Origin of the sequence: Klebsiella sp. YJ, assembly GCF_002108615.1 — a bacterium.
Classification (GTDB): Bacteria; Pseudomonadota; Gammaproteobacteria; order Enterobacterales; family Enterobacteriaceae; genus Klebsiella; species Klebsiella planticola.
The window spans coordinates 111,964-126,451 of sequence record NZ_MTEG01000001.1; the positions used below are offsets into that span (position 1 = coordinate 111,964).

Consider the following 14,488-nt stretch of genomic DNA (forward strand, 5'->3'; position numbering starts at 1 on the left):
GATTATTCTTCTTCCTGGCTGTCATGTACCGTTTTGACTACGCGCACCAGATCAACACGATAGTCGTTCGCTTCGAGAACGGTAAACTGCAGCGGCGCCCGTTCAACAACATCGCCGGTACGCGGTATATGGCCGTTAACGGCAATGACCAGTCCAGCTACCGTCGCAATATCCTCATCTTCATCGACGATGTCATCGAGCCCTACCGCCTGCTGTAAAGCATGCAGGTCGGTTGATCCTTTGATCAGCCAACCGTCGCCATCAGCCACGATTTCCGGCGTCTCATCGGCATCAGGGAATTCCCCGGCGATGGCTTCCAGGACATCCAGCGGCGTCACCAGCCCCTGTACCACGCCAAACTCGTTGGTCACGATGACGAAGCTACCGCGAGCACGACGCAGCACCCCCAGCAGATTGATAGGATCCAGCGTTTCCGGAACCACAATCGCCGGCGAAGCCGAGGCTAATGCCGCGACGTTCTCACCGGCCTCCAGCGCCACCAGCATCTCTTTGGCTCGCACGATACCAATGATTTCATCCAGCTCGCCCCGGCATACCGGGAACAGACTGTGCGGTGAAGAGAGCAGCTGACGACGAATTTCTTCTTCGCTTTGCTCCGCATTCACCCAACTGATTTCACCGCGCGGAGTCATGATACTGCGCAATGAACGCTGCGCCAGGGTCAGGACGCCGTTAATCATATAGCGTTCTTCTTCCGCAAACGCTCCTTCCGGCACCGGAACCGGCGCCGGGCTCTCGCCATCATGGCTCACGGCGTGCTGTTTACGCCCGCCCATCATGCGCAGGATAGCGTCAGCCGTACGTGCGCGTAACGGCAGCGTCGACTGGTGACGAATAAAGTTACGTCGTGCCACCTGGTTGAAGAACTCAATGGTGATCGAGAAGCCGATAGCGGCGTACAGGTACCCTTTCGGAATATGGAAGCCGAAGCCTTCAGCCACCAGGCTCAGACCGATCATCAGCAGGAAGCTCAGACAGAGCACCACCACCGTCGGATGCTGGTTCACGAAGCGGGTCAACGGCTTCGAGGCCAGCAGCATCACCATCATCGCAATGACCACCGCGGCCATCATCACCGGCAGATGGTTCACCATGCCGACGGCGGTAATGACTGCATCCAGCGAGAAGACCGCATCCAGCACAACGATTTGCAACACCACCACCCAGAAACTGGCATAACCTTTACCATGTCCGGCATCGTGCTGGCGGTTTTCCAGCCGTTCATGCAGTTCCGTGGTCGCTTTAAACAGCAGGAATATCCCCCCGAGCAGCATGATGAGATCGCGCCCGGAAAAAGAGAAATCCGCAATGCTGAACAGCGGTTTGGTTAAGGTCACCATCCACGAAATAACTGACAGCAGCCCCAGACGCATAAACAGCGCCAGCGTCAGACCGATCAGCCGCGCTTTGTCACGCTGTTTCGGCGGCAGTTTATCCGCGAGGATAGCGATAAAGACCAGGTTGTCGATACCGAGCACGATTTCAAGGACGACCAGCGTCAATAAACCGATCCAGATAGAGGGATCCATTAAGAATTCCATGAGTTGCTCCAGTTCACGACAGACGGAGTCATCGCGATGTCACGCACGGCAGAGACAATCGTTGCGGGTAAAAAAGCGTAGCAGGTAGCGGCGGCAGAAAAACGCCAGAAGGTGAAAAGACGTCGATGAGGGTCCATACAGCGGGCTATGCCCTATACTCCTGAGTAATTAAACGGAAGCTAAACATAGCAAAAAATGGAGGAAGATTGGAAAAAATTTTACCAGTCTTTGCAATAGGTAAGCCTATTTTTTGCGCTGCGAAATTATTAGTCGCAGATGCGTGATTAACGGATCTTCATCACATTAATTATTTTTTCACTATCTAAAATAATTCGCGGTAGTAATTATTTTAGATCTTACACCCTCACTGAATCGATTTTGTTCGCAAGAGTGATTCAGGATGTATCACCACAGATGATGCATTCACGATAATAAAGGAGGTAGCAAGTGACGATTGCTATTGTAATAGGCACACATGGTTGGGCTGCAGAACAACTGCTGAAAACCGCAGAAATGCTGTTGGGCGAGCAGGAAAACGTTGGCTGGATCGATTTCGTTCCGGGTGAAAATGCCGAAACGCTAATTGAGAAATACAACGCACAGCTGGCAAAGCTGGACACAACTAAAGGCGTGTTATTTCTCGTCGATACGTGGGGAGGTAGTCCATTTAATGCCGCCAGCCGCATTGTCGTCGATAAAGAACATTACGAAGTGATTGCTGGCGTCAACATTCCGATGCTGGTCGAAACGCTGATGGCGCGCGACGACGATCCGTCGTTCGACGAGCTGGTGGCTCTGGCGGTAGAAACCGGTCGTGAAGGCGTGAAGGCGCTGAAAGCGAAAGCGGTGGAAAAAGTCGCTCCGGCTCCGGTTAAGGCAGCAGCCAAAGCGCCAGCCCCGGCAAAACCAATGGGTCCGAACGACTATATGGTCATCGGCCTGGCGCGTATTGATGACCGTCTTATTCATGGTCAGGTGGCCACCCGCTGGACAAAAGAAACCAACGTTACCCGTATTATTGTCGTGAGTGATGAAGTCGCGGCGGATACCGTGCGCAAAACGTTACTGACTCAGGTTGCTCCTCCGGGTGTGACCGCCCACGTTGTCGACGTTGCGAAGATGATTCGCGTCTACAACAACCCGAAATACGCAGGCGATCGCGTCATGTTGCTGTTTACCAACCCTACCGACGTCGAACGTGTCGTTGAAGGCGGCGTGAAAATCACCACTGTCAATATCGGTGGTATGGCTTTCCGTCAGGGTAAAACGCAGGTGAACAACGCCGTTTCGGTCGATGAAAAAGATATTGAAGCATTTAAAAAGCTAAATGCCCGCGGTATCGAGCTGGAAGTCCGTAAAGTTTCCACCGACCAGAAACTGAAAATGATGGACCTGATTGGCAAGGTGGCGAAATAACCTTGCGGGTCGCGCCCCAATTTTCAACTTAAGACTTAATCAACAGGAGAAGTACAATGGAGATTACCCTTCTTCAGATTGTGCTGGTGTTCATCGTCGCGTGTATTGCGGGTATGGAGTCGGTACTTGATGAATTTCAGTTCCACCGTCCTCTGGTCGCGTGTACGTTGATCGGTGCCGTTCTCGGCGATATGAAAACCGGTATCATCATCGGTGGTACCCTGGAAATGATCGCCCTGGGCTGGATGAACATCGGTGCGGCGGTTGCGCCGGATGCCGCGCTGGCATCCATCATTTCTACCGTTCTGGTTATTGCCGGTCATCAGGGTATCGGCGCCGGTATCGCTCTGGCTATCCCGCTGGCAGCAGCAGGCCAGGTTCTGACCATCATCGTTCGTACCATTACCGTAGCCTTCCAGCACGCGGCGGATAAAGCGGCGGAAAATGGCAACCTGACGGCGATTTCGTGGCTCCACGTTTCTTCGTTGTTCCTGCAGGCTATGCGTATCGCTATCCCGGCGGTCATCGTGGCTATCTCCGTCGGAACCAGCGAAGTTCAGGGCATGCTGAATGCGATTCCTGAAGTGGTCACCAGCGGTCTGAACATCGCCGGTGGCATGATCGTGGTCGTTGGTTATGCGATGGTCATCAATATGATGCGCGCAGGCTACCTGATGCCGTTCTTCTACCTTGGCTTCGTCACCGCCGCATTCACTAACTTCAACCTGGTTGCGCTGGGGGTGATTGGCGCGGTAATGGCTATCCTCTACATCCAGCTGAGCCCGAAATACAACCGCGTAGCGGGTGCGCCAGCGCAGGCTGCTGGTAATAACGATCTCGATAACGAACTGGACTAACAGGTGAGCGAAATGGTTGATATGACTAAAAATACCACCGAGAAAAAACTCACTCCGAGTGACATTCGTGGCGTGTTCATTCGTTCTAACCTGTTCCAGGGGTCATGGAACTTCGAACGTATGCAGGCGCTGGGCTTCTGCTTCTCTATGGTACCGGCTATTCGTCGCCTGTACCCGGAGAACAACGATGCGCGTAAGCAGGCAATTAAGCGTCACCTGGAGTTCTTTAACACTCACCCGTACGTCGCAGCGCCTGTTCTGGGCGTAACGCTGGCGATGGAAGAGCAGCGTGCAAACGGCGCCGAGATCGATGATGGTGCCATCAACGGTATCAAAGTCGGTCTGATGGGGCCGCTGGCTGGCGTCGGCGACCCGATCTTCTGGGGTACCGTGCGTCCGGTATTTGCGGCATTGGGTGCCGGTATCGCGATGAGCGGCAGCCTGTTAGGCCCGCTGTTGTTCTTTATTCTGTTCAACGCCGTCCGTCTGCTGACCCGTTACTACGGGGTGGCATACGGTTACAGCAAAGGTGTCGATATCGTTAAGGATATGGGCGGCGGCTTCCTGCAGAAACTGACCGAGGGGGCGTCAATTCTCGGCCTGTTTGTCATGGGGGCGTTGGTTAACAAGTGGACGCATGTGAACATTCCGCTGGTGGTGTCAAAAATCACCGGTTCAGATGGTCAGGTTCACGTCACGACCGTACAGACTATCCTTGACCAGCTGATGCCGGGCCTGGTGCCTCTGCTGCTGACCTTCGCCTGTATGTGGCTGCTGCGTAAGAAAGTTAACGCCCTGTGGATTATCGTCGGCTTCTTCGTCATCGGTATCGTCGGCTACGCTATCGGCCTGCTGGGCCTGTAATAATCCTGTTGTCCGCCGGGGGCTTGCCCCCGGCTTTTTTTTTCACTGGAGGATAGATGACAATCACGGATCTGGTGCTGATTCTGTTTATTGTTGTTCTGCTGGCGTTTGCCATTTATGACCAGTTTATTATGCCCCGTCGCAACGGCCCGTTACTCCTGGCCATCCCCCTGCTCCGCCGCAGCCGCGTTGACGGGATCATCTTCGTCGGCCTGACCGCCATTCTGATTTATAACAATATCATCAGCCACGGCGCGCTAATCACCACCTGGTTATTATCTGCGCTGGCGTTAATGGGTTTGTTTCTGTTCTGGATCCGGACGCCGAAAATCATCTTCAAACCGACTGGTTTTTTCTTCGCCAATATCTGGATTGAATATAAGCGAATTAAAGCGATGAATTTATCGGAAGATGGCGTACTGGTGATGCAATTAGAGCAACGGCGCCTGCTTATTCGTGTACGAAACATCGACGATCTGGAAAAGATTTACAAACTTCTCGTTTCCACTCAGTAAGTTATAAATATAGCCAACGCTATATTTCAGCAATTTCTGGCAGATGGATATATAGCCATGGCTATATTCCTTCTGCGCACTTCACTTATATTTATTAACGAATTATTTACGCATAAATTCAAATGAAAATCGTTATCATTTGGTTATTGAAATAAATAAATCCTGTTATTGTTTTATATTCTAAAAATATGTTAAGGTTGCGCCCGTCGTTGGGGAGTAGCCGGTTTCCTGCCAGCCAGGAAATGTGCGTGTCAACATACTCGTTGCAAAACGTGGCACGTACGGGTTGAAGAAGGTGTTCAATCAGGCGAGACCATAGACACATCACCGCTGTACGCATACCTGAGTCGCGGGCTGCGTATATCTACTGGGGGCTGTGATGTGTCATATGGATTTTCCCCGGTCAGGACGCAATGATGAACATCTCCGCTACGATTCTTCTTGCCTTTGGCATGTCCATGGACGCCTTCGCAGCCTCTATCGGTAAAGGCGCTACCTTACACAAACCTAAGTTCTCCGAAGCGCTGCGCACCGGGTTAATTTTCGGCGCCATCGAAACGCTCACCCCGCTTGTCGGCTGGGGGATGGGGATGCTCGCCAGCCAGTTCGTGCTGGAGTGGAATCACTGGATCGCGTTCGTGCTGCTGGTCTTTCTCGGCGGACGGATGGTCATCGAAGGTTTTCGCACAACCGAAGATGAGGCATGTGAAGCGCCTCGCCGCCACGGTTTCTGGCTGCTGGTCACCACCGCCTTCGCCACCAGTCTCGATGCGATGGCCGTCGGGGTTGGCCTGGCATTCCTGCAGGTAAATATTATCGCCACCGCGCTGGCTATCGGCTGCGCAACGCTGGTGATGTCGACGCTGGGAATAATGGTCGGTCGGTTTATCGGCCCGCTGCTGGGCAAGCGAGCCGAAATTCTTGGTGGTATTGTCCTGATTGGTATCGGCGCCCAGATTCTCTGGAGCCATTTCGCCGGCTAGTTCTCAGGCCTCACGCTGCCAGCAGTGAATCATAAAATCGGTCTGGCAGCGGAAAGTCGCCTGCGCGCGCAGCGTTTCACGCACCGGCGGCTTCGCCCGCCACGCGAATGGGGTCATCTGCAGCAGCGCTTCAGCCTCGGCCCCGGTCAGCTGCATCGGATAGGCCAGCTGCTGCTGCTGGCTTAATGTAAAGCCAGCCATCTGTTCATGATGTTGCTCATGCAGACGCACCTCGTCGTAAATCAACCCTTTCAGCTCCAGCAAATGCCGCGGCCCCGGCGTGGCGGTAATCACCCAGCCGCCGGGTCTGACCACCCGCGCCAGCTCCTGCGCATTACAAGGGGCATAGATCCGGACCACCGCATCCAGGCTGGCGTCGTCGAACGGCAGACGCTGGCTCGATGCGACGCAAAAATTGACCTGCGGATAGCGTCTGGCCGCCGCGCGAATGGCCGACTTTGAGACGTCCAGCCCCCAACAATGAGCGGCGATAGCGGCAAACGCATGGGTGTAGTACCCTTCCCCGCAGCCGATATCAAGCAGGCGCTCAGGGGCGGCGACGGACAGAAAGTCACTGATGGCATCACGCAGAGGTTGATAGTGGCCCGCGTCGAGAAACGCCCGCCGCGCCTGCATCATCTCCGCGCTATCGCCCGGATCGCGAGACCGCTTAAACTGCACCGGCAGTAAATTGACATACCCCTCTTTCGCCAGGTCGAACTGGTGCCGCTGCGGGCAGATATAGCTATTATCGCGGCGGGAAAGCGGCGCGTGGCAAAGTGGGCAACTGTATGACATGACAACTCCGGTGTCGCTGAAAGGGCGAAAGTGTAGCGCTATTCGCCCTTTCAGACCACTGTTACAACGCCGGCGGCGCGGCATCCCCGCTATGCATCACAATCAGATTTTCCGAACCTTGCGGCATACCGTCCGGCATCACATTTTCCAGCCGCAGCACATCTCCCATGATCTGGCTAAAGACCGGTGCGGAAACCGCCCCGCCATAATAGGCGCCATTGCTGGGATCGTTAATCACCACCACCAGCGCAAACTGCGGACGACTGGCGGGCGCCACGCCTGCGGTATACGCCACATATTTATCGATATATTTACCGTCAGGACCGATTTTTTTCGCAGTCCCGGTTTTCACCGCAATGCGATAATCGCGCACCGCCGCTTTGGTTCCCCCGCCGCCCGGCAACGCCACGCTCTCCATCATATGCTCCACTTCATGCACTATCGGTTCTGGCATGACTCGCGTGCCGATGACCGGCGGGTCGATACGGGTAATCGAGAGCGGTCGTTCAATACCGAAGCCGCCGATAGTGGCATAAACATGTGCCAGCTGCAGCGGAGTCACCATCAGACCATATCCGAAGGCAAAGGTCGCGCGGTCCAGCTGGCCCCAATAGCGCCGTTGAGGCATCAGCCCGGCGCTTTCGCCGGTCAGCCCCAGTCCGGTCGGGTCGCCAAAGCCGAACGCTTTATAAGTATCGATCAGGTGTTGGACTGGCATGGCCAGCGACAGATGCGAAACGCCGGTATCGCTGGATTTTTGCAAAATGCCGGTTAATGACAGTTCGGGATAATAGCCAACGTCGCGAATGCGGTGACCATCAAGCACAAAGGGATGGGTATCCACTACGCTGTCCGGCTGCACAATCCCCTGCTGTAGCGCCGTCATCACCACCAGCGGTTTTACCGTCGAGCCCGGCTCAAAGGTGTCACTGATGGCGCGGTTGCGAAAATCATCCAGCCTGGCGTTATCACGGTTATTGGGATTGAAGTCCGGATAGCTGGCCATCGCCAGTATCTCGCCGGTATCTATCTTAATCAGTACCGCCGCCCCGGATTCCGCCTTATTCCAGTTCACGGCGTTATCCAGAGCATCTTCGGTGACCGTCTGCAGACGTTCGTCGATACTCAGCTGAATATTATGCGCAGGCACCGCCGGCATCTCGGTGATATTTTCGATCACGTGTCCATGACGATCTTTACGCACCAGCCGGCGCCCCGGCTTTCCGGTAAGCTGAGCATTAAAGCTTTTCTCAATCCCCTCAATGCCCTGGTTATCGATATTAGTAAACCCCAGCAGGTTAGCCGCCACGTGCCCCGCGGGATAGAATCGGCGCGACTCATCACGCAGGTTGATCCCTGGCAGGTGCAGTTTGTCGATCCATTCGGCCTGTTCCGGGTTAACCTGACGGGCCAGATAGATGAAGCGCATATGCGGATGGCTCTCAACGCGTTTGGCCAGATCGCTCAGATTAAGGTGCAGCGCCTCCGCCATCGCCTGCCAGCGCGGGCCATAGCCAACGCCGCCCTTTTGCATAATGGTTTGCGGGTCAGCCCAGATGGCGCTCACCGGCACGCTGACCGCCAGCGGGCGATTCTCGCGGTCGCTGATGGTTCCACGCTGCACGTCGATGGGTTCTTCGCGCAACGAACGCATATCTTCTTGTTTCACAAGGTTATCTGGAGAAACTATTTGCAGCCAGGCCACCCGCCCCAGCAGTATTCCGAGACACCCGAGAATCGCCACGCACAACAGCCCAAAACGAAGAGGGGTGAAATGAGCAACTGACTTATTTTTGTACTTTAGCACCATAGCTCCAGCCTTATATTGCAACCCTCTGATTTAACAGAAAATCGGCACAACAGGATGCGAAACTATGCGAATAAGGATGTTGTTTTGCAACAAAGCGCGACGGAGGGGGAAAAATGGAAATGTTTTGCAATAAAGACTAAAAAGCCCCGCAGAGGCGAGGCTTTTCTTACAAGATGAGTGGTCTTGAATCAGATAGCAGTAACGTTAACTGCTGCCGGACCTTTCTGGCCGTCCTGAATTTCGAACTCAACGTTCTGGCCTTCAGCCAGAGTTTTGAAGCCATTACCCTGGATAGCGGAGAAGTGTACGAACACATCTTTGCTGCCATCAGCCGGAGTAATGAAACCAAAACCTTTAGACTCGTTGAACCACTTAACTTGACCTTTAATCTTTGCCATTTGCAAAATTCCTTAGACTGTTTTCTTCGCCCACAGGCGCTTACATAGATAAAACTGACACATTACTGCATGAGGCACTAATATAAGGTTCGGCAGAGAAGCGGTATTCAACGACAACGTGTTTACTCAGGACTTCTTTACTGAAAATGCCACACATAAACAGAACTGTACCTCGTTTAACCCGAAAGGTGTTATCACATACAACGTAAATAATGGCAAGCCATTTTTAAACGTGTCTCGATCCTCCGCACAAATTATAAGGTAATCATTTGATCACCTGCACATTTATGCGTCTTTGCCGCCCAGGGTTGCCCTCGCTGCTACCGCAGGATTCGCAATTATAGCAAACCCGATGGTTGCAACTTTTTTACCATAGCTCAACAACTTCGGTTCGTCCAGGTACCCGGCTATTCTAACACCACATTTTCAGCACACAGGGTCAGGGCCGGTGCATAATGATGCGTATAAAAGGTCATATCGATAGTTGAAATTTCGCTTAAATTCTGCGGAGGTAAAGATATAAAATCGTCATCCGCTTCCGTTATAAATATTATTTATAATACAATTTAAACGTGAAGCATTAATGACGATATTTTTTCATCAGACAATTAAAACAGATTGTTATTATTTTATTTGATTAACTAAAAAATCAATGACGTCAATAGCCAGAATTGGGAGCAGGAACACACTCAGGGGGCGAGGAAGTGTAACAAAACGATCGGAAAGGATAAGAAAAAGTTATAGCGACTCCTTAGATCCAGGTGCACACCGACGCGGTGCACACCTGTCAGTCAGCTACCGTTCGGCGACGAGACGGATAAAGTCGTCATCGTCTTTCTCTCCCGCCGAAGTCTTAGTAACCTCTTGTTTCTCAGGCTCATTGGCTTCACAGAGACGGCGCAGCAGCGCATTTTGCCGCTTTTGCTGGTCCAGTAACGCCTGCAGCAGTTCAATCTGCTGATTGGTGCGCGAACTTGCGCGATTAACAAAAAACCATAACAACAAACCGACAAGCAGCAGCACAACGGACAGTGCCAACGATGCCAGATTTAAGATCCCAGGATTCAGTAACTCACTCATTTCACCACCTCAAAGAGAAGGCGTCCATTCTACCACTCGCGCAGCAGAAGGAAATCGGTCGTCATAAAAATGTCTTACCAGGGGATAAACTTATTGATTGTGCAGATGCCGCTGAAAAACTGTACATCTTGATCGCACATTACGTTAAGCATCTGAGTCCACAGCAACAAACAGCCCGCTATGATGACTATCAGCAAAACCCAGCGTACTTTTTTCACTCCATTCTCCGCATCAGTATCAGATGTTTCCAGGATAACATGAGCATCTTAAACCGTGGCTAACTGTAATACGAAAGACAAGTTTAGGAATCATAGACTTGTTTCAATACGTGTAGCTGTCAAAATAAGCGCAGGGATAATGCAAACCATGAGGCAACAATGCGATTAATCATTCGTTCCATTGTAGTACTGGCTATCGTATGGATTGGTATATTATTGAGCGGCTATGGCATTCTTATTGGCAGCAATCAGAATGCTGCGGGACTGGGGCTTCAGTGTAAATATCTGACCGCTCGCGGCACCAGTACCGCACAATACGTTCATTCTGATAGCGGTATTATCGGTGTTACCGACTGCCCGATTTTACGCAAAAGCGAAACCGTTATCGACAAAGGTTGATGCGTAAAAGCGACAGCGGGAAGCGCATTCCCGCTGTCGTTTAACTGACCACAGCGCCATTCGGATCAGAATGGATAGTCGTTATAGCCCATCTGTTCAGAAATCTTACGCGCCGCCGTGTGCAACATCGCCACGTATTCACTCAGACGCTCTTCTGAGAAACGCAGCGTCGGGAAAGAGATACTCAGGCCGGCAATCACCACGCCAAAGCGGTCGAAAACCGGTACGCCGATGCAGCGCAGCCCCTCTTCCTGCTCTTCATTATCTTCACCGTACCCCTGCTGACGCACCTGATCCAGGACGTCAAGCAGCGCTTGCGTACTGGTGATGGTCCGCTCGGTGCTGCGTTTATATTCGACGCCTTCAAGAATCTGCTCAACTTCAGCGCGATCGCGCCACGCCAGCAGCACTTTACCGATAGCGGTACTGTACAACGGGTTGCGGCGACCGATACGCGAGTACATCCGCAGGTTGTACATGGAGTCGATTTTGTGGATATAGACGATGCTGTCTTCATCCAGCGCGCCCAGGTGGATCGTCTCTTTCGTCAGCCGCGAAAGTTCACGCATCTGGATGTCGGCACTGCGGACCAGGTCGACATTCTGTAGCGCACGCGCGCCCAGTTCGAACAGCTTGAGCGTCAGGGAGTATTTCTCAGATTCGCCTTCCTGCGCCACATAGCCCAGCGATTTCATGGTTTGCAAAAAGCGATAAACGGTGCTTTTTGACATCATGACGCGCTGGGACAGTTCGGTAATGCCAATTTCACGCTCTTCACCAAGCGCCTGCAGAATGCCAAAAACCTTCAATACCGAAGAGACAGAATCTGGCTGCTTATCCAAATCTGCAACTGCCATTTATCACCTCATCGTAACTGTTTTATAAAAATCAGAACCGGTTTTTATTATAAATTCGCATCGCGGCCCCCGCAATCGTTCTTCTGCTCATTCGTTACAAATCTGCGACATACAGCCGAATAATCAATGCTAAAATCATTACTCAGAGAATAATTACCATAAAGACATACATTCACCATGGATAAAAACATTGCCGATGGCCTGCCTTTGCCGCAGCGCTACGGCGCAATTCTGACCATCGTTTTAGGGTTGGCCATGGCGGTGCTCGACGGCGCAATTGCCAACGTGGCTCTGCCGACTATCGCCACCGATTTAAACGCCTCGCCGGCGGCGTCAATCTGGATTGTCAACGCCTACCAGATAGCTATCGTGATTGCCCTTCTGCCGCTCTCTTTTCTCGGCGATATGTTTGGCTATCGGCGTATCTATAAAATCGGTCTTGCGCTATTTACTCTGACCTCGCTCGCCTGCGCGCTCTCCCATAGTCTGCAGATGCTGACGCTTGCCCGCGTCGCGCAGGGCCTTGGCGGCGCCGCCCTGATGAGCGTCAACACAGCGCTGATCCGACTTATTTTCCCGCAGCGTTTTCTCGGGCGCGGAATGGGGATTAACTCCTTCGTGGTGGCGGTTTCATCGGCCGCCGGCCCCACCATTGCAGCCGCTATTCTCTCGGTTGCCTCCTGGCAATGGCTCTTTTTTATTAATATTCCGCTCGGGATTGTTTCGCTTATCCTCGCCATGCGTTACCTGCCAGCAAACGTTGGCCGGAGCAAAATCACCCGCTTCGATCTTCCCAGCGCCATAATGAATGCGCTGACGTTTGGCCTGTTGATCACCGCTCTCGGCGGTTTTGCCCAGGGTCAGTCGGGACGATTCGTACTTGCGGAAGTGGCCGCGATGCTGGTTATCGGTTTCTTTTTTGTGCGCCGCCAGCTGCAGATGCCAGTCCCGCTGCTGCCGATTGACCTGCTGCGCATCCCGCTGTTTTCCCTGTCTATCTGCACCTCCATTTGCTCGTTCTGCGCGCAAATGCTGGCGCTGGTTTCCCTGCCCTTCTTCCTGCAGTCGATGATGGGCCGCAGCGAAGTAGAAACCGGCTTGCTGCTGACGCCATGGCCTCTGGCTACCATGGTGATGGCGCCGCTGGCAGGTTATATGATTGAGAAAGTGCACGCGGGATTACTGGGGGCAATCGGCCTGCTGGTGATGGCCTGCGGCCTGTTTGGCCTTGCGCTGTTGCCCTCCACGCCTTCCGATCTGGATATTATCTGGCGCATGGCGCTGTGCGGCGCCGGTTTTGGCCTGTTCCAGTCGCCAAACAACCATACCATTGTCTCTTCCGCACCGGCCCATCGCAGCGGCGGCGCCAGCGGAATGCTCGGGACCGCGCGTCTGCTCGGTCAAAGTACCGGTGCGGCGCTGGTTGCCCTGCTGCTTAACCTGCAGGGCAACAGCGGCACCCACAGCGCACTGCTGTTGGCCGGTGGACTGGCGGTGATTGCCGCAACCGTCAGCGGGCTTCGCGTAACTCAGCCCCGGCCTGGGCAATAGCCGCCCTCCTCAGGCTTCAGCCATAAAAAAATCCGCCGCCCGAGGGCCGCGGATTTTTTTTACCTACTCTGCAACAACGTTACTTCAGGTATTCGCCACTGCGCAGCGCTTCAATACGCTTATCCAGCGGCGGGTGAGTCATGAACAGTTCGCTCATTGACTTCGCCTTACCGTTAATGCAGAACGCCATCATGCTGCTGGCTTCCTGTGGTTCGTAGCTGGTTTTCAGGCGCTGCAGCGCGGCAATCATTTTCTCACGACCAACCAGTCTGGCAGACCCGGCATCGGCGTGGAATTCGCGGTAGCGCGAGAACCACATGGTAATGATGCTGGCCAGGATACCGAACACCAGTTCCAGCACGGTCGCTACGGCAAAGTAAATCAGCGGGTTACCGTTGCTGCTTTCACTATCATCCCGGTTTCCGCCCAGGAAGCCGGCGGCAATCTGCGCGATAACACGCGAGATAAAGATAACGAAGGTGTTCACCACCCCCTGAATCAGCGTCATCGTGACCATGTCACCGTTAGCGATGTGGCTGATTTCGTGGGCGATGACCGCTTCAGCTTCATCGCGGCTCATGTTTTGCAGCAGCCCGGTGCTTACAGCGACCAGAGAAGCATCGCGGCGGGCGCCGGTGGCAAACGCGTTGATATCCGGCGCGTGGTAGATGGCGACCTGCGGCATGCCAATACCCGCCTGCTGCGCCTGCTGCGCGACGGTGTTCATCAGCCAGCGTTCCGTTTCATTGCGCGGCTGCTCAATCACTTCCCCACCCACGGATTTCAGCGCCATCCATTTCGACATCATCAGCGAAACGATCGATCCACCAAAACCAAAAAGCAGCGCCATGATCAGTAACCCGGTCATGCTGCTTGACTGAATTCCCGTCAGGCTTAACACCAGCCCGAAGACCACCATCACTGCCAGGTTGGTCAACAGGAAAAGCGCGATTCGCATCATAATTTTCTTTTAACCTCGATTTAACAAAACGCACTATGCGATTACCCATATCGTATGGGTAGAACGCTAATTTTCAACGATCAGGCCCCGCTAAGTCACGAGAAAAACACAACTTTACATTTTGTCACGACGAACTGACATCCGCGTAAGTTGTTGACATTTTGTATGTATAAGAGAGGACGGCCTGGAGGATGATGGAAAGAAAAACGGGCACAATCA

The 14,488-nt window shown here is 53.2% G+C and carries 16 protein-coding genes; 7 read left to right on the forward strand and 9 right to left on the reverse strand.

The features are described 5' to 3' along the window. Positions 1–2: 2 nt before the first annotated feature. Positions 3–1,562 (reverse strand): CNNM family cation transport protein YoaE, encoded by a 1,560-nt coding sequence (yoaE, locus tag BV390_RS00500; RefSeq protein ID WP_032695272.1) that lies wholly within the window; start codon positions 1,560–1,562, stop codon positions 3–5. A gap of 447 nt (positions 1,563–2,009) precedes the next feature. On the opposite strand from yoaE, the gene manX reads away from it, so the two are divergent. The 5 genes from manX (at position 2,010) to mntP (ending at position 6,197) form a co-directional block, all read left to right on the forward strand. Beyond that, positions 2,010–2,978, forward strand: coding sequence for a PTS mannose transporter subunit IIAB (gene manX, locus BV390_RS00505; RefSeq protein WP_046852213.1), 969 nt, complete (start codon positions 2,010–2,012; stop codon positions 2,976–2,978). Between the two features lie 56 nt (positions 2,979–3,034). After that, positions 3,035–3,835, forward strand: a complete 801-nt coding sequence (locus tag BV390_RS00510) for a PTS mannose/fructose/sorbose transporter subunit IIC (RefSeq protein ID WP_004863908.1) — start codon at positions 3,035–3,037, stop codon at positions 3,833–3,835. 12 nt (positions 3,836–3,847) lie between these two features. Continuing rightward, on the forward strand, positions 3,848–4,699 hold the full coding sequence (locus BV390_RS00515) for a PTS mannose transporter subunit IID (RefSeq protein ID WP_004863911.1): 852 nt from the start codon (positions 3,848–3,850) through the stop codon (positions 4,697–4,699). A 56-nt stretch (positions 4,700–4,755) separates the two neighbouring features. Continuing rightward, positions 4,756–5,214 carry a DUF986 family protein gene (locus BV390_RS00520; RefSeq protein ID WP_032686997.1) on the forward strand — a complete coding sequence of 153 codons (459 nt, stop codon included), beginning with the start codon at positions 4,756–4,758 and terminating at the stop codon, positions 5,212–5,214. 416 nt (positions 5,215–5,630) lie between these two features. Beyond that, positions 5,631–6,197, forward strand: coding sequence for a manganese efflux pump MntP (gene mntP / locus BV390_RS00530; protein WP_032686995.1), 567 nt, complete (start codon positions 5,631–5,633; stop codon positions 6,195–6,197). A 3-nt stretch (positions 6,198–6,200) separates the two neighbouring features. Here mntP and rlmA read toward each other — a convergent pair whose 3' ends face one another. From rlmA to mgrB, 6 genes are all read right to left on the reverse strand, one after another. Beyond that, positions 6,201–6,995, reverse strand: a complete 795-nt coding sequence (gene rlmA, locus BV390_RS00535) for a 23S rRNA (guanine(745)-N(1))-methyltransferase (RefSeq protein WP_032699385.1) — start codon at positions 6,993–6,995, stop codon at positions 6,201–6,203. 61 nt (positions 6,996–7,056) lie between these two features. Continuing rightward, positions 7,057–8,805 (reverse strand): peptidoglycan glycosyltransferase FtsI, encoded by a 1,749-nt coding sequence (ftsI, locus tag BV390_RS00540; protein WP_046852211.1) that lies wholly within the window; start codon positions 8,803–8,805, stop codon positions 7,057–7,059. 188 nt (positions 8,806–8,993) lie between these two features. Then, complete coding sequence (gene cspE, locus BV390_RS00545; RefSeq protein WP_001062678.1) at positions 8,994–9,203, reverse strand: transcription antiterminator/RNA stability regulator CspE; 210 nt, start codon at positions 9,201–9,203, stop codon at positions 8,994–8,996. A 40-nt stretch (positions 9,204–9,243) separates the two neighbouring features. Further along, entirely contained in the window at positions 9,244–9,360 is a 117-nt protein-coding gene (locus tag BV390_RS00550; protein ID WP_049267871.1) for a DUF2627 domain-containing protein, read from the reverse strand. Positions 9,361–9,998: 638 nt separating this feature from the next. Further along, positions 9,999–10,283, reverse strand: coding sequence for a YebO family protein (locus BV390_RS00555; RefSeq protein WP_032686992.1), 285 nt, complete (start codon positions 10,281–10,283; stop codon positions 9,999–10,001). A 74-nt stretch (positions 10,284–10,357) separates the two neighbouring features. After that, positions 10,358–10,501, reverse strand: coding sequence for a PhoP/PhoQ regulatory lipoprotein MgrB (mgrB, locus tag BV390_RS00560; protein ID WP_015584020.1), 144 nt, complete (start codon positions 10,499–10,501; stop codon positions 10,358–10,360). A 159-nt stretch (positions 10,502–10,660) separates the two neighbouring features. Between mgrB and BV390_RS00565 the strand changes: the two genes are divergently transcribed. Continuing rightward, positions 10,661–10,900, forward strand: coding sequence for a YobH family protein (locus tag BV390_RS00565; RefSeq protein WP_032686991.1), 240 nt, complete (start codon positions 10,661–10,663; stop codon positions 10,898–10,900). A gap of 65 nt (positions 10,901–10,965) precedes the next feature. Here BV390_RS00565 and kdgR read toward each other — a convergent pair whose 3' ends face one another. Then, entirely contained in the window at positions 10,966–11,757 is a 792-nt protein-coding gene (kdgR, locus tag BV390_RS00570) for a DNA-binding transcriptional regulator KdgR (protein WP_032686990.1), read from the reverse strand. A 177-nt stretch (positions 11,758–11,934) separates the two neighbouring features. Between kdgR and BV390_RS00575 the strand changes: the two genes are divergently transcribed. After that, on the forward strand, positions 11,935–13,308 hold the full coding sequence (locus BV390_RS00575) for an MFS transporter (protein ID WP_032686989.1): 1,374 nt from the start codon (positions 11,935–11,937) through the stop codon (positions 13,306–13,308). A gap of 79 nt (positions 13,309–13,387) precedes the next feature. Here BV390_RS00575 and htpX read toward each other — a convergent pair whose 3' ends face one another. Next, positions 13,388–14,269, reverse strand: coding sequence for a protease HtpX (htpX, locus tag BV390_RS00580; RefSeq protein WP_004863936.1), 882 nt, complete (start codon positions 14,267–14,269; stop codon positions 13,388–13,390). Positions 14,270–14,488: the final 219 nt, after the last annotated feature.

What these genes read in the sequence shown, in the direction of transcription:
- yoaE (WP_032695272.1), bottom strand. Translation starts at nt 1,562, where the DNA reads ATGGAATTCTTAATGGATCCCTCTATCTGGATCGGTTTATTGACGCTG.
- BV390_RS00510 (WP_004863908.1), top strand. Translation starts at nt 3,035, where the DNA reads ATGGAGATTACCCTTCTTCAGATTGTGCTGGTGTTCATCGTCGCGTGT.
- BV390_RS00515 (WP_004863911.1), top strand. Translation starts at nt 3,848, where the DNA reads ATGGTTGATATGACTAAAAATACCACCGAGAAAAAACTCACTCCGAGT.
- BV390_RS00520 (WP_032686997.1), top strand. Translation starts at nt 4,756, where the DNA reads ATGACAATCACGGATCTGGTGCTGATTCTGTTTATTGTTGTTCTGCTG.
- mntP (WP_032686995.1), top strand. Translation starts at nt 5,631, where the DNA reads ATGAACATCTCCGCTACGATTCTTCTTGCCTTTGGCATGTCCATGGAC.
- rlmA (WP_032699385.1), bottom strand. Translation starts at nt 6,995, where the DNA reads ATGTCATACAGTTGCCCACTTTGCCACGCGCCGCTTTCCCGCCGCGAT.
- ftsI (WP_046852211.1), bottom strand. Translation starts at nt 8,805, where the DNA reads ATGGTGCTAAAGTACAAAAATAAGTCAGTTGCTCATTTCACCCCTCTT.
- cspE (WP_001062678.1), bottom strand. Translation starts at nt 9,203, where the DNA reads ATGGCAAAGATTAAAGGTCAAGTTAAGTGGTTCAACGAGTCTAAAGGT.
- BV390_RS00550 (WP_049267871.1), bottom strand. Translation starts at nt 9,360, where the DNA reads ATGTGTGGCATTTTCAGTAAAGAAGTCCTGAGTAAACACGTTGTCGTT.
- BV390_RS00555 (WP_032686992.1), bottom strand. Translation starts at nt 10,283, where the DNA reads ATGAGTGAGTTACTGAATCCTGGGATCTTAAATCTGGCATCGTTGGCA.
- BV390_RS00565 (WP_032686991.1), top strand. Translation starts at nt 10,661, where the DNA reads ATGCGATTAATCATTCGTTCCATTGTAGTACTGGCTATCGTATGGATT.
- kdgR (WP_032686990.1), bottom strand. Translation starts at nt 11,757, where the DNA reads ATGGCAGTTGCAGATTTGGATAAGCAGCCAGATTCTGTCTCTTCGGTA.
- BV390_RS00575 (WP_032686989.1), top strand. Translation starts at nt 11,935, where the DNA reads ATGGATAAAAACATTGCCGATGGCCTGCCTTTGCCGCAGCGCTACGGC.
- htpX (WP_004863936.1), bottom strand. Translation starts at nt 14,269, where the DNA reads ATGATGCGAATCGCGCTTTTCCTGTTGACCAACCTGGCAGTGATGGTG.